Here is a 17,289-nt window from a genome sequence, read left to right on the forward strand (position 1 = left end):
ATGATCGATCTTGGCGTCCTCAAGGGCTTGTCCTTTGCCGTGCTGGGGCTCGCGCGCTCCGGCCTGGCGACGGTGCGAGCGCTCGAGGCGGCCGGAATCGAATGCGTCGCCTGGGACGACAACGCGCCTTCGCGTGAGGCCGCCGCCGAGGCAGGCGCGAAGCTGGTCGAGCCGGCTCACATCGACTGGCCGAAGATCAGCGCACTCGTCATCAGCCCCGGCATTCCCAATCGCTTGCCCGAGCCCCATCCCGCGGCCGCGGCGGCGCGCGCGGCCGGCAAGCCGGTGATCTGCGACGTCGAGCTTCTGGCGCGCGCACGGAAGGCCGCGCGCTTTGTCGCCGTCACCGGCACCAATGGCAAGTCGACGACGACGGCGCTTATCGGCCACGTGCTGAAGAGCGCGGGAATGGCCTGCGAGGTCGGCGGCAATATCGGCCGCGGCGCGCTCGACCTGGCGCCGCTCGGCGCCGACGGCATCTACGTGCTCGAGCTCTCCTCCTATCAGCTCGAGCTGCTGCAAACGTTCCACGCCGATGTCGCGGTATGGCTCAACATTGCGCCCGATCACATCGATCGCCACGGCGACATGGCAGGCTACGTCGCCGCCAAGGCCCATATCTTCGATCGCCAGCAGGCCGGCGACTGCGCCGTGATCGGGGTGGACGATGACTATTCGCGCGCCGTCCACGAGACGGTCGCCGCGCTTCCCGGCGTGGCCGCCATTCCGGTCGCAGCCGACCGGCCGGTCGCCGGCGGCGTGTCGTTTCGCGCCGGCATGCTGGTCGACGCGGACGGTTACATGGTCGATTTCTCGGACGTGCCGACGCTCCCGGGCACGCACAATGCGCAGAACGCTGCCTGTGCGTGGGCCGCCTGCCGGTGGCTCGGCGTTCCGCGAGAGACCATCGTCGAGGGTCTGCAAAGCTATCCTGGCCTGCCGCACCGCCAGGAGCGCGTGGCCGCCATCGGCAAAGTCGTCTACGTGAATGACAGCAAGGCGACCAATGCCGATGCGACGGCGCGCGCACTCTCGTCGTATCGCGATATCTACTGGATTCTGGGCGGCCAGGCGAAAGAGGGCGGCGTGACGCCGCTCGCGCCCTGGTTCGACCGCGTGCGGCATGCCTTCCTGATCGGCCGGGCGACCGAGCTGTTCGCAAGCCAGCTCGAGGGGAAGCTGCCCTACAGCCGATGCGGCGACCTGAAATCGGCACTCGATGCCGCGCATGAGCGTAGCCAACGCGAGAGCGCCCGAGACGGCTGCGCGGCGGTCGTGCTGCTGTCGCCGGCCTGCGCGTCGTGGGATCAATGGAAGAGCTATGAGCATCGCGGCGATGCGTTCCGCGCCATGGCGCGGGCCCTGCCGGGCGCACAGATATTGGGGAGAGCGGCATGATCCAGGTTCCACGCGACGACCGCAGTGTCATCGGCCAGTGGTGGTGGACAGTCGATCGCTGGGCGTTGGGCGCGGTCCTCGCCATCATGGCCTTCGGCGTGCTGCTCACGCTTGCCGCCTCGCCGCCCGCCGCCGAGCGCATCGGTGCCGATTCGTTCATCTTCGCCAAGCGCCAGTTCGTCTTCCTGCCGATGGCGCTGGCGCTCATGCTCGCCATCTCGCTGACCTCGCCGCGCCATGTGCGCCGGCTGGCGCTGCTGGTGTTCATGGCGAGCATCGTGCTGCTGGCGCTTACCTTTGTAATCGGCGTCGAAATCAAGGGCGCACGTCGGTGGATTGCCGTGCCCGGCCTGTCGGGGATCCAGCCATCCGAATTCGTGAAGCCGAGCCTTGCCGTCATCTCGGCATGGCTGCTGGCGCAAAGCCGCGCCGAGCGCCGCGCGCCGGGATACATTCTTTCGACCTTGCTGGTCGGCATCGTGCTGGCGCTGCTCGTGATGCAGCCTGACCTCGGCATGAGCATCGTGGTGGCTTCTGTGTGGGCGGCCCAGCTTTTCGTCGTCGGCTTGCCGATGTGGGTCGCGGGCTTCGGCGTGATCGGCGGCGCGGCGAGCCTGGTCGGCGCCTACTTCGTGTTCGGCCATGTCCGCAGCCGCTTCGACCGCTTCCTCGACCCCTCGTCGGGCGACAACTATCAGGTCAACACCGCGCTCGAGGCGTTCATGAACGGATCGCTGTTCGGCCGCGGACCCGGCGAGGGCACGGTGAAGGCCCAGCTTCCCGATGCGCATACCGACTTCGTGATGGCTGTGTGCGGCGAGGAGTTCGGCCTGATTGTGTGCCTCATCATCCTCGCGTTGTTTGCCTTCGTGACCTTGCGTGCCTTGCAGCGCGCCTCGAAGGAGACCAGCCTTTTCATCACCTTGGCGGCGACCGGGCTCAGCGTGCAGTTCGGCCTGCAGGCCGCCATCAACATGGCCTCGACGGTGCAGCTCATTCCCGCCAAGGGCATGACGCTGCCTTTCATCTCCTACGGCGGTTCGTCCGCGCTCTCGATGGCGATCTGCGTCGGCATGATGCTGTCGCTGACGCGCGAGCATGCCGGCTTGAGAGAGATCGTCTGATGATCGAGGCGCGCCCTGTCGTTCTCGCCACCGGCGGCACCGGCGGGCATGTTTTCCCCGCCGAGGCGCTGGCCGGCGAGCTCGAGGCGCGCGGCGTTCCCTTCGCGCTGGTGACCGACGCGCGCGGCCGGCAGTGGCAGGGCGCACTGTCGCGGCGGCCGATCCACTACATCCATTCGGCAAGCCCCAGCGGATCCCTCAGCGCGCGACTGCTGGCCGTGCTGTCGCTCGGACTGGGCCTGTTCGATGCTTGGCGGGCCCTGCGCCGCATCGGCCCCTCGGCCGTGGTAGGCTTCGGCGGCTATGCCTCCGTGCCAACCGTGATCGCCGCGCGGCTGCGTCGCACGCCGACGATGCTGCACGAGCAGAACGCCGTCCTGGGCAAGGCCAACCGGCTGGTGCTGGGCGGCGTCGCGCGTGTGGCGACGTCTTTCGCCCGCACTCGTCACATTGCCGCCGACGATCCCCGGGCGCGGCTGGTCGGCAATCCGGTACGCGAGCCGGTTCGGGCGCTGTGCGGCGCATCCTATCGTGCACCCGGCCCCGGACGCGTGGTCGACATCCTGATCTTCGGCGGCAGCCAGGGAGCCGCGTCGTTCAGCCAGGTGGTGCCCGAGGCCATCTTGTCCCTGCCGCCCGAATTGCGGGCGCGGCTGCGCCTCGTGCAGCAATGCCGGCCCGAGGATCTGGAACATGTGCGCCGACTCTATGCCGGCGCCCGCATCGTCGCCGATCTGGCGCCGTTCTTCACCGATCTTCCGCAACGCATCGCCTCGTCGCATCTGGTCATCGGCCGCTCGGGCGCCTCGACGGTGGCCGAGCTCGCGGCAGTCGGACGGCCATCGATCCTGATCCCATATCCCTATGCCGCCGACGATCATCAGACGGCGAATGCGCGCGCCTTCGAGGCCATCGGCGCGTGCATCGTGATCCCACACGCCGATTTCATTCCCGGCACGCTCGCCGGCCATCTCGGAGCGTTGATTGCGGCACCACACCGCCTCGACGAGATGGCACGGGCCGCGCATGCTGCCGGCCGGCCGGATGCGGCGGCACGGCTGGCCGACGTCGTCGCCGAGCTGGTTTCCCTTCCATTCACGCCGTCAGGAGTCGCCGCATGAGGGCGTTGCCGCTCGATATCGGTCTCATTCATTTCGTCGGCATCGGTGGCATCGGCATGTCGGGCATCGCCGAGGTCCTGCACAATCTCGGTTACAAAGTGCAAGGCAGCGATGTGGCTGAAGGCGCCAACACGCGCAGGCTGGCCGAGCTCGGGATCAAGGTCGCGATCGGACACCGCGCCGACAATTTAAGCAATGCTCAGGTGGTGGTCGTTTCGAGCGCGGTGAAGAAGGACAATCCCGAGGTGCTGGCAGCGCGTGCGCGCCTCGTGCCGGTAGTGCGGCGTGCCGAGATGCTGGGCGAGCTGATGCGGTTGAAATGGTCGATCGCGGTCGGCGGCACGCACGGCAAGACGACGACGACCTCGATGGTCGCCGCCATGCTGGACGCCGGCGGTCTTGATCCCACCGTGATCAACGGCGGCATCATCAATGCCTACGGGACCAATGCGCGCATCGGCGCCGGCGACTGGATGGTGGTGGAGTCCGACGAATCGGATGGTTCGTTCCTGCGCCTGCCGGCCACCATCGCCATCGTCACGAACGTCGATCCCGAGCACCTCGACCACTACGGCACCTTCGATGCGCTGCGCGATGCTTTTGTTCGCTTCGTCGAGAATTTGCCGTTCTACGGCTTTGCCGTGCTGTGCGCCGATCATCCCGAGGTGCAGGCGCTTATTCCGCGCATTGCCGACCGGCGCATCGTCACCTACGGCCTCGGCGTCAATGCCGACGTCCGGGCGATGAACCTCCGGCTTGATCGCGCCGGCGCCGACTTCGACGTCCTGGTCGCCAATCGCGCCACCAACGAATCGCGGTCGATCGACGGGCTGCGGTTGCCGATGTTCGGCCAGCACAACGTGCAAAATGCGCTGGCCGCCATCGCCGTTGCGCAGGAAATGGGCCTTCCTGACGAGATCATCCGCCGTGCGCTGGGCGCGTTCTCGGGGGTGAAGCGTCGTTTCACCAGGACCGGCGAGGCGCGCGGCATTACCGTCATCGACGATTACGGCCACCATCCGGTCGAGATCGCGGCCGTGTTGCGCGCCGCCCGCCAGGCCTATGGCGGCTCGGGCCGCGTGATCGCCGTGATGCAGCCGCATCGCTACACGCGGCTCGCCTCGCTCAAGAACGAGTTCGCGACATGCTTCGGCGACGCCGACATCGTGATTATCGCTGATGTCTATGCCGCCGGCGAGACGCCGATTGAAGGCGTCAACCGCGACATGCTGGTCGGGCTGGTGCAGCGCGCGGGCCATCGCGACGTCATGACCTTCGACGGGCCGGGCGACCTGCCGAGCATGATCTGGCGTATCGCGCGGCCGGGCGACGTGGTGGTGTGCCTTGGCGCCGGCAACATCACCTCCTGGGCGCAAGCCTTGCCGGGCCAGCTTCAGCAACTCGCGGCGGAGCATGCGGGTCCTCGCTCGATTGCCAACGATTCGGGGTCGGCCGCATGACGGCACTCGCTGCGTCCCGTTCCCATCTGGTCGACAGGCTCGCCAGGCCGCGCGGCCGGCTGACGGCCGATGCGCCAATCGGGCCGCAAACCTGGTTTCGCACCGGCGGACCGGCCGAGGTTCTTTTCCGCCCGGCCGATACCGAGGACCTCGCTTCCTTCCTGGCGGCGTTACCGGCGGATGTGCCGGTGACGGTGTTGGGTGTCGGTTCAAACCTGCTGGTGCGCGACGGCGGTGTGAAGGGCGTCGTGATCCGCCTGATGCGCGGCTTCACTGGCATCGTCGTCGACGGCGAAGAGGTCGGCGCTGGCGCCGGCGCGCTCGACCTCAACGTGGCGCTTACCGCGCGCGACCATGCGCTGGAAGGCCTCGAATTCCTGAGTGGCATTCCCGGCACGATCGGCGGCGCCCTGCGCATGAATGCCGGCGCCTATGGCGGTGAGCTCGCGCAGGTGCTGATGTCGGCCGAAGCGGTCGACCGTCGCGGTGCCCTCCACAACGTCGGTCCGGCCGAGATGGGGTTCAGCTATCGTCACAGCGAAGTGCCCACCGACTGGATTTTCACCTCGGCCCTGCTGCGCGGCAGGCTCGGCGATCGCATGGCCATCGCGCGCCGCATCGCTGAAATCGACGCCGCGCGCATCGAATCGCAGCCACGCAGCCGTACCGGTGGCTCGACCTTCATGAATCCTCCGGGCGACACGGCGTGGCAGCTGATCGACCGCGCCGGCTGCCGCGGCCTTCGGATCGGCGACGCCCAGGTCTCGGACAAGCACTGCAACTTCCTGATCAATCTCGGCGCGGCGACAGCAGCCGATATCGAGGCGCTGGGTGAGGAGGTGCGGCGGCGCGTGCTCGAGAAGACCGGCGTCCGGCTCGATTGGGAGATCCGTCGCATCGGCGAGCCCGCCGGGACGTCGGCATGAGCACGGTTGCGGTCCTGATGGGCGGCTGGTCGCCGGAGCGCGAGGTCTCGCTGGTGAGTGGCAAGGCCTGCGCCCAGGGCCTGCGCGAGGGCGGCCACGCGGTGATCGAGTATGACGTCAAGCGCGACTTGAAGGCGCTGATCGACTTCCTGCGGCCGGCAGCGGGCCGGGGCCCCGATGTCGTCTTCAACGCTCTGCACGGCAAATACGGCGAGGATGGCTGCATCCAGGGCGTGCTCGAGATCCTCGCCGTGCCTTACACCCATTCCGGCGTGCTCGCCTCGGCCCTCGCTATGGACAAGCCGATGTCGCGGCACGTCTTTACCTCCGTCGGCATTCGCGTCGCCGACGGCAAGGTGGTCGAGCGCCGCTCGTTGGCCTCGGGCGATCCCATGCCGCGTCCCTACGTCGTGAAACCGATCGACCAGGGGTCGAGCGTCGGCGTCCACATCGTGCGCGAGGGCGACAATCTCGCCGCCGTCGAGGCGGCGGAAGCCGCGTTCGGCGAGCGCGTGCTGGTGGAGCGATTCGTGCCGGGACGCGAGCTGACGGTGGCCGTGATGGGCGACAAGGCGATTGCCGTTACCGAGCTGAGGCCGCGCACCCGCTTCTACGACTACGAGGCGAAGTACACCGACGGTATCACCGAGCACCTGGTGCCGGCGCCCGTCCCGCCCGAGGTCTATGAGCAGGCGCGTCAATGGGCGCTGCAGGCGCACCAGGCGCTTGGCTGCGACGGGCTGAGCCGCGCCGATCTGCGCTGGGACGACGGCCAGCCGGGGACCTCGGGCCTGGTCATGCTGGAACTCAACACCCAGCCCGGCATGACGCCGCTCTCGCTCGCGCCGGAGCAGGCGAAATGGGCGGGCATCTCCTGGCCGGAGCTCATGAACTGGATGGTCGATCATGCGAGGCGGCCGGCATGAAAGCGCCCGCACGCAATCCCACCTCGTCCGGCGGCGCACCGCGGCGGCGCGACTACGACCGGCGGCGCAGGAAGAAGCGCAGCACGGGCCGCAAGTCGAGCCGGCCGCTGTGGCGCCGGCCGGTTCTGCTGGGCGTTGTCGTCCTGCTGCTGGGACTGGGTGGCAGCGGCGGCTGGGTGGCGTGGCACGAAGGATGGGTCGCGACTGCGCAGGAGCGCGCCGCCGAGGTCACGCACCGCGTGATGACGGCGCTCACCCCCTTCAAGCTCGCCGATGTGACAGTGGAAGGCCGCGACTATGTCACCCGGGAAGCCATCCTCGCAGCGCTGAACGTGAAGGCGGGCGATTCGTTGCTCGGCATCGATTTGCAGGCCGCCCGCCATCGGCTTGAATCGATCGACTGGGTGGCGAGCGCCACGATCGAGCGGCGCCTGCCCGACACGCTCTATGTGACGCTGAAGGAACGCCGTGCGGTCGCAATCTGGCAGAACGGCAACGAGTATACGCTGATCGACCAGAACGGCCGCACCGTGCGGGCGAGCCGAATGCCGCCTGGCGCCGACACGCTTCTGTTGCTGGGCGGCGCAGGCGCGCCCGAGCATGTCGGCGATCTCCTGCTGCTGCTCGCCTACGAGCCCCAGGTCGCCAAGCAGGTGCGCGCGGCGGTGTGGGTCGGGCAGCGGCGCTGGAACCTGATCCTGAAGAACGACGTGGAGATTCGGCTGCCGGAAGAGGACGCGGTTGCGGCGCTGCAGCGGCTGGCCAAGCTCGACAGCGACTACAGGCTCTTGTCGCGCGAGTTCGGCGTGATCGATCTTCGGTTGCCGGACAAGCTCTATCTCAGGAAGCGCGGCTCGGCAGACGACATGCCGTCGGCGGCGGCCAACAAATCGGTTCAGTCAAAAGTGTAGCGTAAGCACGGGGGACATCGTGGCCAGGACTAGGAATGGCGTCATCGCGGCGCTCGATATCGGAACCAGCAAGGTCGTCTGCTTCGTGGCGCGGGTCGACGGGCAGGGCCTGCGGGTGGTCGGTATCGGCCACCAGCCCGCGCTCGGCATGCGCACCGGCAACATCATCGACATGGAAGCCGCGACGCGGGCCATTTCCACCGCCGTCTCGACGGCCGAGGAGATGTGCGGCGAGCAGGTCCGCGAGGTGATCGTCGGGGTAAGTGGAGGCTCGCCGGCCTCCCATACCCAGACACTGGAAGTCGGGATCGGCCACCACGAGATCGGCGAGCGCGACGTGCGCCGCGTGCAGCAGCACATCCACCTGCCGGCAGAGACGGCGGACCGCGACATCGTCCATTCGGAGGCGATCGGCTACACCGTCGACGGCACGCCCGTGCGCGATGCGCGCGGCATGTTCGGCGAGCGGCTGGGCGTCGACGTGCATCTCGTCACCGCTGCGAGCAGCGCGATGCGCAACCTCCAGGTCTGCGTTCGCCGCGCCCATCTCGAGATCGCCGAGCGGGTCGTGGCCTCGCACGCGGCAGGCCTGAGCTCCCTGGTTGCCGACGAGCGTGACCTGGGCGTCACGCTGATCGACATGGGGGGCGGCACGACCTCGATCGCGGTGTTCTACGAAGGCCATCTAGTGCACGTCGATTCGATCCCGGTGGGCGGCGACCATGTCACGCGCGATATCGCTCGCGGCCTCGCGACGCCGCTCGCCCATGCCGAGCGCATGAAGACCCAGATCGGCCGGGCCGTCGCCAAACCGAACGACGAGTACGACATTGTCGACGTCCCTCTGATCGGCGAGGAGGACCGCACCCAACCCAACCATATTCCACGCTCGATTCTGGTGGGCATCATCCGGCCGCGCGTCGAGGAGACGTTCGAGCTGGTGCGCAGCCGTCTCGAGGCGAGCGGTGTGGATAAGTTGGCCGGCGGACGCGCCGTCCTGGTCGGCGGCGCCTGCCAGCTCGACGGCGTGACCGAGGTCGCGTCCATCATCCTGAATAAGAAAGTGCGTACCGGCGCGCCGCTGCGGCTCGCCGGACTTGCCGATTCGACCGGCGGGCCGGCATTTTCCGCCGCTGCCGGACTGCTCTCCTTCGCGCTCCTGCATCACGCGCCTGTGCAATCGCAGCCCGCCGTGCCGGAAGTGCCGTCGAGTCGAATTGGCCGGATTGGCAGTTGGATTAGGGAAAACTTTTAGGCAATATGTTGTGTGGGACGAAACTGTCCCCAAGAGATGTTGATAAAGAAGAACAAGCCGGTGGCAGGCTAAGCGCTTCCCGCAAGAGGGGCCGACCTGTCGCTCCGAGCAGATTGCCCTCTCGTTTGCGTGGAGAAAACCGTATGACAATCAACCTCAGTCTCCCTCAAAAGGAGTCGGAGATTAAGCCCCGTATCACCGTCATCGGCATCGGTGGCGCGGGCGGGAACGCCGTCAACAACATGATCAGCGCCGCGCTGGAAGGCGTGGAATTCATTGTCGCCAACACCGACGCGCAGGCGCTCGGCCAGTCGCTTGCCGACCGGCGCGTGCAACTCGGCATCACGGTGACGCAGGGCCTGGGTGCCGGCGCCCGACCTGAGGTCGGCCGGCAGGCGGCCGAGGAGGCGCTGCCCGAGATCCTGCAGCTTCTCGACGGCGCCAACATGGTTTTCGTCACCGCCGGCATGGGCGGTGGTACCGGCACCGGCGCGGCGCCGGTCATCGCCGCCGCCGCGCGCGAGCAGGGCATCCTCACCATCGGCGTCGTCACCAAACCGTTCCATTTCGAAGGCCGCCGCCGCATGCAGGCGGCAGACCAGGGCATCACCGAGCTTGAAAAGGTCGTGGATACGCTGATCGTCATCCCCAACCAGAATCTGTTCAAGATCGCCAACGAGAAGACGACCTTCGCCGATGCCTTCAAGATGGCCGATGACGTGCTCCACATGGGGGTGCGCGGGGTCACCGACCTGATGGTGATGCCGGGCCTGATCAATCTGGACTTTGCCGACATCCGCACGGTGATGGGCGAGATGGGCAAGGCAATGATGGGCACCGGCGAGGCCGAGGGCCAGGATCGCAGCCGCGTCGCGGCCGAGAGCGCGATCTCCAACCCGCTCCTCGAAGACCATTCGATGAAGGGCGCCAAGGGCGTGCTGATCAACATCACCGGCGGCCTCGACATGACGCTGCACGAGGTCGACGAGGCGGCCAACCGCATCCGCGAGGAAGTCGATCCCGACGCCAACATCATCTTCGGCTCGACCTTCGATGCGACGATGCAGGGTCGCATGCGCGTGTCCGTGGTCGCCACCGGCATCGCGGCCATCGCCTCGCAACAGCCGGTGCCAAACTATCTCAATCTCGACATGAATCGGCCGATGCAGACCGGCCAGCCGGCTCTCAGCCGTCCGGTGGCGGCGCCGGCCGGCCGTATCGCGATGCCGGCTGCGGCGACGGCACCGGTGGCCGCGCCTGCGATGGCCGTGCCGATGCCCTCGCCGGCACCGCCCGTGGCTGCCGATCCGACGCCGATGCAAGCTCCCGCGCCATCGCTGGCACCTGCTCCGCAGCCCGCCGTTGTGCAGGTACCGCTGCCGGCCGTGGAAACGTCCCCGGTTCAGGTAATGCCAGCGGCGGCCGAAATGCCGGTCGCGCCGCCGATAGCCGCCGCGCCCGTCGCACAGCCCGTGCCCGCGCCGGCCGCGCCGCCGGCCCCCGCGCCCGTTGCGGTACCGGCGGCGGCGCTGGCGCCAACCCCCGCGCCAACGCCACAGCACAAGCCGATGGTTGACGAAAGCGATTGGCGCGTGAGCCGTCCGCCGATACGGCCGGCGGTGCGTGCGACGGAGCCAACCTCGCGGCCCGCAGTGGCACGCGCGGTGGGGAGCGAGAACCGGATGCCCAATCTGTTCCAGCGCATCACCGGTGCGTTTGCCACGCCCAAACCGGCAGCGCCTGGCGCTTCCACGCATACCGAGCCGGCCGTGTCGCGCCAGGCTTCGGAAAACGTCGTCGCTGCACCCAAGCCGGTGGTCCGGCCGGCGCCGGTACAGACCTCGATCGACGTTACCGAGCGGGCCAAACCGGCGCGCGACGACGACGATCTGCAGATCCCCGCGTTCCTGCGCCGCCAGGCCAACTGACCATCGCAACTCACGCGGATCACGCAACTTTCCACGCTTTCTTCGAGGGGCCCGCTCGGCCCCTCTTTTTTTGGCATCGGCGTGATATAACCGCCGCGGCACGCAGAAACGGACAGGATATGGCGACGGCGTTGAAGATCAGGTTGTTGATGGGGCTCGGCAGCGCGGCGCTGGCCGCGACATTGGCGGGATGCGGCGACTCCTCGGACGACAAGACCTACAGCGAGCAGCCGGTCGAGGTCCTCTACAATCGCGCGCTCGATGCTCTCGGCGCCCAGGACTACAAGGCCGCCGCCAAGGGGTTCGAGGAGGTCGACCGCCAGCACCCCTATTCGGTATGGGCGACGAAGGCGGAGATCATGGCGGCCTTCAGCTACTACCAGAACAACAAATACGACGACGCCATCATCGCACTCGACCGGTTCATCCAGCTTCATCCCGGCCACAAGGACATTCCCTACGCCTACTATCTCAAGGGCATCTGCTACTACGAGCAGATCTCCGACGTGGGCCGCGACCAGCATGTGACTCAGCAGGCGCTCGACGCGCTGTCCGACGTCGCCAAGCGTTTCCCCGACACGCCCTACGCGCGCGACGCGCGCCTGAAGGTCGAACTCTGCATCGACCATCTCGCCGGCAAGGAAATGGATATCGGCCGCTACTACGAGAGGCAGCAGCAATATGTCGGCGCCATCAACCGCTTCCGGACGGTGATCGAGCGCTACCAGACGACTACCCATGTACCCGAGGCGCTGCATCGGCTGGTCGAGTGCTATCTGGCGCTGGGCGTCAAGAGCGAGGCCAAGGAAACCGCCGCCGTGCTGGGCTACAACTTCCCGGGGAGCGACTGGTACCAGGACACCTACTACCTGATGACCGGCGAGGGCACGCCGGCCGACTCCGACACGGGAACGCGCAAGTTCCTAGGGCTGTTCTAGCCGGATCTCGATGCTTGTCTCGCTTTCGATCCGCGACTTCGTCCTGATCGAAAAGCTCGACCTCACCTTCGCGCGCGGTCCGGATCGCGGGCTGGGCGCACTTACCGGCGAGACCGGTGCGGGCAAATCGATCCTGATCGACGCGCTCGGCCTCGCGCTCGGTGCGCGCGCCGAGTCAAGCACGGTACGGCGCGGTGCCACGCAAGCTTCCGTCGCCGCCGCCTTCGATTTGCCGAGGGCGCACGCAGCACGTGACACCCTTGCCGAGCAAGGGTTCGACATCGAAGAAGACGTGCTCACCTTGCGTCGCACGGTCGGCGCCGATGGCCGCAGCCGTGCCTTCGTCAACGACCAGCCGGCGTCGGTCGGACTGCTGCGACGGCTGGGCGAGATGCTGGTCGAGATCCAGGGCCAGATGGAACAACACGGTCTGCTCGATGTCGCCACCCATCGCGCCGCCTTGGACGCCTTCGCCGGGCTCGAGAGGCAGGCGCAGGCGGTGCGCGCCGCCTGGCGCGAATGGCGCGCCGCCGAGCAGGCGCGCGGCGAGGCCGAGGCGACGGCCGTCGCCGCTCGTCGCGACGAGGACTTTTTGCGCCATGCCGTCAAGGAGCTGGAGACGCTGGCGCCAAAGGCCGACGACGAGGCGAGGCTCGCGGCCGAGCGGCAGTTGCTGCGCGCCGGCAGCGCCATTGGCGAGGCGGTGGCGCAGGCGTTGGGTGAGCTGGAGCAGGGGCGAGGCGCCGTCGCGATCCTGCGGGCGGCGCACCGGCTGGTAGAGCGCAATGCCGACAAGGCTGCGGGTCGGCTCGACTCATCGCTCGCCGCGCTCGACCGGGCGCTCAGCGAGACGACGGAAGCGCAAGCCCAACTGGAGACCGCACGCGATGCGCTGGAGTTCGATCCCAACCGTCTGGAGAAGATCGAGGAGCGCCTGTTTGCGCTCAGGGCGGCTGCCCGCAAGCACAATGTGACAGTTGACGATCTCGCGCCGCTTGCGGAGAAGATGGCGGCACAGCTCGGCGCGCTCGACGACGGTGAGGCCAGTCTCAGGAAGCTCGAGGCAACGGCCAAGGCGGCGCGCGCCGCCTATGTCGCGACGGCCGAAGCACAGGCCGCGGCGCGACGCAAGGGCGCGGCACGACTCGACAAGGTGGTTGCGGCGGAACTTGGGCCACTGAAGCTCGAGAAGGCGAAGTTCGTGACGGAAATCACGGCCTTGCCCGAAGAGGACTGGTCCGAGGCGGGCACCAGTCACGTCCAGTTCACCGTCGCCACCAATCCCGGCACGCCACCGGCGCCGATCGCCAGGATCGCCTCGGGCGGCGAGCTGTCGCGCTTCCTGCTGGCGGTCAAAGTTTGCCTGGCCAAGGGCAGCGAGGCGGCGACCATCGTGTTTGATGAGGTCGACTCGGGTATCGGCGGCGCAACCGCGGCGGCGGTCGGCGAGCGGCTGAAGCGGCTCGCCAGGGAGGTGCAGGTGCTGGTGGTTACCCATTCGCCCCAGGTTGCCGCAGTGGCCGACCGGCATTGGCTGATCCGCAAGACCACTACGAAGAACGCCGCAAGTACCGACGTGCTCGCGCTCGACGCCAAGGGCCGCCGCGAGGAGATTGCGCGTATGCTCGCGGGTGCCGAGGTGACGGCCGAAGCCCGCGCCGCCGCCGACCGCTTGCTGGCAGCCGCCCGATGAGCGTTCCCTACGCCGTATCACTTGGAGCCGGCTGTGTTATCCCGAGCGCAGCGAGGGATCTTTGACCAACCTAACGAAGGATCCCTCACTTCGTTCGGGACGACACCGGATCTCGCGATGAAATCGGCACTTAGGGGCGCGAGGCCAACCAGGAGAAGACCATGTCGCGTGCCGTGAAGTTCAAGGCCGGCCTGGCGGTCGAGGCGATGACCGAACGCCAGGCGCGCGTGGAGCACAGGCGTCTCGCCGGCGAGATTGCCCGTCACGACGAGCTTTATCACCAGAAGGACGCACCGGAGATCTCGGACGCGGAGTACGACAAGCTGCGTCAGCGGCTCCGGGCAATCGAGGCGCGCTTCCCCCAACTCGCCGACAAGGAAAGCCCCTCGCAGCGCGTCGCGCCGACACCGACCACCGCCTTCGCCAAGGTCCGCCACGCGCGACCGATGTTATCGCTCGACAACGCCTTCACCGACGAAGAGCTGCAGGGCTTTTTCGACCGGGTGCGGCGCGGCCTGGAGCGCGAGACCGACCTCAAGCCGGACGACGAGATCGCGTTCAATTGCGAGCCCAAGATCGACGGATTGTCGATCAGCCTGCGCTATCTCGATGGTGAGTTCACGATCGGCGCCACCCGCGGTGACGGCACGACCGGCGAGGATGTCACGGCCAACCTCAAGACGGTGGAGGACATTCCTCACAAGCTGAAAGGCAAGGCGCCGAGGATCCTCGACGTGCGCGGCGAGGTCTATATGGAGCGCCGTGCCTTCCAGGCGATGAACAGGCGCCAGGAGGCGGCGGGCGAGAAAACCTTCGCCAATCCGCGCAACGCCGCTGCCGGATCGCTGCGCCAGCTCGATCCTGCGATCACCGCGACCCGGCCGCTGCGCTTTTTCGCCTATGCCTGGGGCGAGGCCGAGCCACGCTCCTGGAAGACGCACAGCGATTATCTCAAGCTCCTGAAGGGCTGGGGCTTTCGGGTGAATCCGCTGTCGCAGCTCTGCCGCACGCCCGACGAGGTGCGTGCCTTCTACTGCCAGATGGGCGTTGAGCGCCCGTCGCTGCCCTACGACATAGACGGTGTGGTCTACAAGGTCGACCGCATCGATTGGCAGGAACGGCTGGGCTTCGTGAGTCGCGCGCCGCGTTGGGCGATCGCGCACAAGTTCCCGGCCGAGCAGGCGCGCACGCGGCTGAACGGCATCCTGATCCAGGTCGGACGTACCGGTGCGTTGACCCCCGTCGCCGAGCTCGAACCGGTCAATGTCGGCGGCGTCATCGTGGCACGCGCCACGCTGCACAATGCCGACGAGATCGAGCGGCTCGACGTGCGCGTGGGCGACATGGTGGTGGTACAGCGAGCCGGCGACGTGATCCCTCAGGTGCTGGGCTACGTGCCCGAGGAGCGGCCGAGGAGGACCGAGAGGTTCCGCTTCCCCACGCGCTGCCCCTGTCCGCTCAGGACCGAGGTGAAGAGCGAGGAGGGCGGCGTGGTGCGGCGCTGCAGTGGCGCGCTCGAATGCCCGTTCCAGCAGGTCGAGCGGCTGCGCTACTTCGTGTCGCGCAACTGCTTCGACATCGAGGGGCTGGGCGGCACGCACATCGAGAACTTCTTCAACGACGGGCTGCTGAAGATCCCCGGCGACATCTTCCGCCTGCCCAGGCGGGCCGACGAGATCCGCAGGCGCGAAGGCTGGGGCGAAATCTCGGTGCGCAACCTGGTCAACGCCATCGAGGGGCGGCGCACCATCTCGCTCGACCGCTTCATCAACTCGATCGGCATCCCGCTGATCGGGGAAGCCACGGCCAAGATCCTGGCCCAGGAGTACGGAGACGTGGACGTTTGGTTTGGCGAGATGCTGGCGGCGGCCAAGGAGCGCAAAAAGACGCCGGGCGAGGTCAAAAAGGAGCAGGCTGCGGCCGAAGTAGGAACGAGCTACGGCCGGCTCTGCAACATCGAGCAGATTGGCATCACGACGGCGGATGCCATGTGCAGCTTCTTCAACGAACTGCATACCGTCGAGATCATCCGCGACCTGCGCAAGCAGCTCACCGTGGAGGGCGTGACGCGCCGCGTGATCGCCGCCGACGCGCCGCTCAAGGACAAGATCGTGGTCTTCACCGGCGAGCTTTCCGTCATGACCCGCGAAGCTGCCAAGACCCGAGCCGAGGAGCTGGGCGCCAAGGTCACCGACTCGGTCTCCAAGAAGACCAGCCTCGTCGTGGTAGGCGAAAACGCCGGCTCCAAGGCCCGCAAGGCGGTGGAGCTTGGCGTCAAGACGCTCACCGAAGAGGAGTGGGTGGCGCTCTCTTCATGAGCTTCCCCATCCGTATGGGGAGGGGGTCGATTCGCTAAAGCAATGCGAAGTCGAGGGGGCCGTTGCGGTCGAGAGGGCGGCCGCCGTCGGCCATCGGGTACTTGAGCCCGGTCGCGCAGTTGAACAGCACGACATTGTCGGTCTTCTTGATGCGGCCATCGGCGAGCGCCTGCTTGTAGGCGGCAGCGGTCGCCGCGCCCTCGGGGCAGAGCAGGACACCATCAAGCCGCGCGATCTCGTCGAGCGTCGATGAAATTGCGCTGTCCTCGACGGCGATCGCGAAACCGCCTGACTCGCGCACGGCATCGAGGATGAGAAAGTCGCCGATCGCGACGGGCACGCGGATCCCGGCCGCCACGGTGTGGGCATCCTTCCAGAGCTCGGCGTGACGGCTGTTGCTTTCGAAGGCGCGAACGATCGGCGCGCAGCCCGCCGCCTGGACGGCAATCATCTTCGGACGCTTCTTGCCGATGAAGCCGATCGCTTCCAGCTCGGCGAAGGCCTTCCACATCCCGATGAGCCCGGTCCCGCCACCCGTCGGATAGAGGATCGCGTCGGGCAATTGCCAGCCGAGCTGCTCGGCCAGCTCCAGTCCCATGGTCTTCTTGCCCTCGATCCGGTAGGGCTCCTTGAGGGTCGAGGTATCGAACCATCCCGCTTCGGCGGCACCAGCGCCAACCAGTTTGCCGCAGTCGTTGATAAGCCCGTTGACCTTGTAGACGCGCGCGCCGCATTCGGCGATCTCGTTGACGTTCACGACCGGCGTGTCGTCCGGACAGAACACCACCGTCTCGATGCCGGCGCGACTGGCATAGGCGGCAAGGGCCGCGCCGGCGTTGCCGTTGGTCGGCATTGCCATCTTGCGAATGCCGAACTCCTTGGCCATGCACACGGCCAACGCCAGTCCGCGCGCCTTGAACGACCCTGTCGGCAGGCGCCCCTCGTCCTTGACAATGACCTCGCCGGAGGTGCCCAGCGATCTGGCAAAGCGCGGCGTCGAAATGAGAGGCGTCATCACCTCTCCGAGAGACACGATATTTTCGGCTCTGCGTACGGGCAACAATTCGCGGTAGCGCCACCAATCCGGCGAACGGCCGGCAAGCTTCCTCTTTGTCAGGGCCTTTTTGACGCCAGCGAGATCGTAGCGCACCAGGATCGGATAGCCGGCCGGTGACAGATTGTGTGGCGCGTCCGCGGGCAGCTTCTCACCGGTCATCGCGCATTCGAGATGGGTCACGAAAGTCGGCAGATCTGGAAAGGTCGTCATGTCTCGCTTTCTTCGCTTGAGCAA

The 17,289-nt window shown here is 67.3% G+C and carries 13 protein-coding genes; 12 read left to right on the plus strand and 1 reads right to left on the minus strand.

All coding sequences use genetic code 11. From position 1 onward, the window contains the following. The 12 genes from murD to ligA all read left to right on the plus strand — a co-directional run bounded on the left by murD (nucleotide 1) and on the right by ligA (nucleotide 15,998). The gene (gene murD / locus VH499_RS25785) at nucleotides 1–1,398 is read left to right on the plus strand and encodes a UDP-N-acetylmuramoyl-L-alanine--D-glutamate ligase (RefSeq protein ID WP_332055642.1); all 1,398 of its coding nucleotides are present in this window, start codon (nucleotides 1–3) and stop codon (nucleotides 1,396–1,398) included. Beyond that, entirely contained in the window at nucleotides 1,395–2,522 is a 1,128-nt protein-coding gene (locus VH499_RS25790; RefSeq protein WP_332055643.1) for a putative peptidoglycan glycosyltransferase FtsW, read from the plus strand. The genes murD and VH499_RS25790 overlap by 4 nt, the downstream gene beginning before the upstream one ends. Beyond that, the gene (gene murG, locus VH499_RS25795; protein ID WP_332055644.1) at nucleotides 2,522–3,643 is read left to right on the plus strand and encodes an undecaprenyldiphospho-muramoylpentapeptide beta-N-acetylglucosaminyltransferase; all 1,122 of its coding nucleotides are present in this window, start codon (nucleotides 2,522–2,524) and stop codon (nucleotides 3,641–3,643) included. The genes VH499_RS25790 and murG overlap by 1 nt, the downstream gene beginning before the upstream one ends. Continuing rightward, on the plus strand, nucleotides 3,640–5,103 hold the full coding sequence (gene murC / locus VH499_RS25800) for a UDP-N-acetylmuramate--L-alanine ligase (protein WP_332055645.1): 1,464 nt from the start codon (nucleotides 3,640–3,642) through the stop codon (nucleotides 5,101–5,103). Before murG ends, murC begins: the two co-directional genes overlap by 4 nt. Next, entirely contained in the window at nucleotides 5,100–6,029 is a 930-nt protein-coding gene (murB, locus tag VH499_RS25805; RefSeq protein ID WP_332055646.1) for a UDP-N-acetylmuramate dehydrogenase, read from the plus strand. The genes murC and murB overlap by 4 nt, the downstream gene beginning before the upstream one ends. After that, complete coding sequence (locus tag VH499_RS25810; protein ID WP_332055647.1) at nucleotides 6,026–6,955, plus strand: D-alanine--D-alanine ligase; 930 nt, start codon at nucleotides 6,026–6,028, stop codon at nucleotides 6,953–6,955. The genes murB and VH499_RS25810 overlap by 4 nt, the downstream gene beginning before the upstream one ends. After that, on the plus strand, nucleotides 6,952–7,866 hold the full coding sequence (locus VH499_RS25815) for a cell division protein FtsQ/DivIB (protein ID WP_332055648.1): 915 nt from the start codon (nucleotides 6,952–6,954) through the stop codon (nucleotides 7,864–7,866). The genes VH499_RS25810 and VH499_RS25815 overlap by 4 nt, the downstream gene beginning before the upstream one ends. Before the next feature lie 19 nt (nucleotides 7,867–7,885). Continuing rightward, nucleotides 7,886–9,121 (plus strand): cell division protein FtsA, encoded by a 1,236-nt coding sequence (ftsA, locus tag VH499_RS25820; RefSeq protein ID WP_332055649.1) that lies wholly within the window; start codon nucleotides 7,886–7,888, stop codon nucleotides 9,119–9,121. A 143-nt stretch (nucleotides 9,122–9,264) separates the two neighbouring features. Beyond that, the gene (gene ftsZ / locus VH499_RS25825) at nucleotides 9,265–11,049 is read left to right on the plus strand and encodes a cell division protein FtsZ (RefSeq protein ID WP_332055650.1); all 1,785 of its coding nucleotides are present in this window, start codon (nucleotides 9,265–9,267) and stop codon (nucleotides 11,047–11,049) included. A gap of 119 nt (nucleotides 11,050–11,168) precedes the next feature. After that, a complete protein-coding gene (locus VH499_RS25830; RefSeq protein ID WP_332055651.1) occupies nucleotides 11,169–11,987 on the plus strand; it encodes an outer membrane protein assembly factor BamD in 819 nt (272 codons plus the stop codon). A 10-nt stretch (nucleotides 11,988–11,997) separates the two neighbouring features. Further along, complete coding sequence (gene recN / locus VH499_RS25835) at nucleotides 11,998–13,680, plus strand: DNA repair protein RecN (protein ID WP_332055652.1); 1,683 nt, start codon at nucleotides 11,998–12,000, stop codon at nucleotides 13,678–13,680. A gap of 161 nt (nucleotides 13,681–13,841) precedes the next feature. Beyond that, entirely contained in the window at nucleotides 13,842–15,998 is a 2,157-nt protein-coding gene (ligA, locus tag VH499_RS25840; protein WP_332055653.1) for an NAD-dependent DNA ligase LigA, read from the plus strand. A gap of 34 nt (nucleotides 15,999–16,032) precedes the next feature. Here ligA and VH499_RS25845 read toward each other — a convergent pair whose 3' ends face one another. Continuing rightward, on the minus strand, nucleotides 16,033–17,265 hold the full coding sequence (locus VH499_RS25845) for a threonine synthase (RefSeq protein ID WP_332055654.1): 1,233 nt from the start codon (nucleotides 17,263–17,265) through the stop codon (nucleotides 16,033–16,035). Nucleotides 17,266–17,289: the final 24 nt, after the last annotated feature.

The organism is Reyranella sp. (assembly GCF_036558665.1).
GTDB lineage: Bacteria > Pseudomonadota > Alphaproteobacteria > Reyranellales > Reyranellaceae > Reyranella.

What these genes read in the sequence shown, in the direction of transcription:
- recN (WP_332055652.1), top strand. Translation starts at nt 11,998, where the DNA reads ATGCTTGTCTCGCTTTCGATCCGCGACTTCGTCCTGATCGAAAAGCTC.
- ftsZ (WP_332055650.1), top strand. Translation starts at nt 9,265, where the DNA reads ATGACAATCAACCTCAGTCTCCCTCAAAAGGAGTCGGAGATTAAGCCC.
- murG (WP_332055644.1), top strand. Translation starts at nt 2,522, where the DNA reads ATGATCGAGGCGCGCCCTGTCGTTCTCGCCACCGGCGGCACCGGCGGG.
- VH499_RS25810 (WP_332055647.1), top strand. Translation starts at nt 6,026, where the DNA reads ATGAGCACGGTTGCGGTCCTGATGGGCGGCTGGTCGCCGGAGCGCGAG.
- VH499_RS25815 (WP_332055648.1), top strand. Translation starts at nt 6,952, where the DNA reads ATGAAAGCGCCCGCACGCAATCCCACCTCGTCCGGCGGCGCACCGCGG.
- murC (WP_332055645.1), top strand. Translation starts at nt 3,640, where the DNA reads ATGAGGGCGTTGCCGCTCGATATCGGTCTCATTCATTTCGTCGGCATC.
- VH499_RS25845 (WP_332055654.1), bottom strand. Translation starts at nt 17,265, where the DNA reads ATGACGACCTTTCCAGATCTGCCGACTTTCGTGACCCATCTCGAATGC.
- murD (WP_332055642.1), top strand. Translation starts at nt 1, where the DNA reads ATGATCGATCTTGGCGTCCTCAAGGGCTTGTCCTTTGCCGTGCTGGGG.
- ligA (WP_332055653.1), top strand. Translation starts at nt 13,842, where the DNA reads ATGTCGCGTGCCGTGAAGTTCAAGGCCGGCCTGGCGGTCGAGGCGATG.
- murB (WP_332055646.1), top strand. Translation starts at nt 5,100, where the DNA reads ATGACGGCACTCGCTGCGTCCCGTTCCCATCTGGTCGACAGGCTCGCC.
- VH499_RS25790 (WP_332055643.1), top strand. Translation starts at nt 1,395, where the DNA reads ATGATCCAGGTTCCACGCGACGACCGCAGTGTCATCGGCCAGTGGTGG.
- VH499_RS25830 (WP_332055651.1), top strand. Translation starts at nt 11,169, where the DNA reads ATGGCGACGGCGTTGAAGATCAGGTTGTTGATGGGGCTCGGCAGCGCG.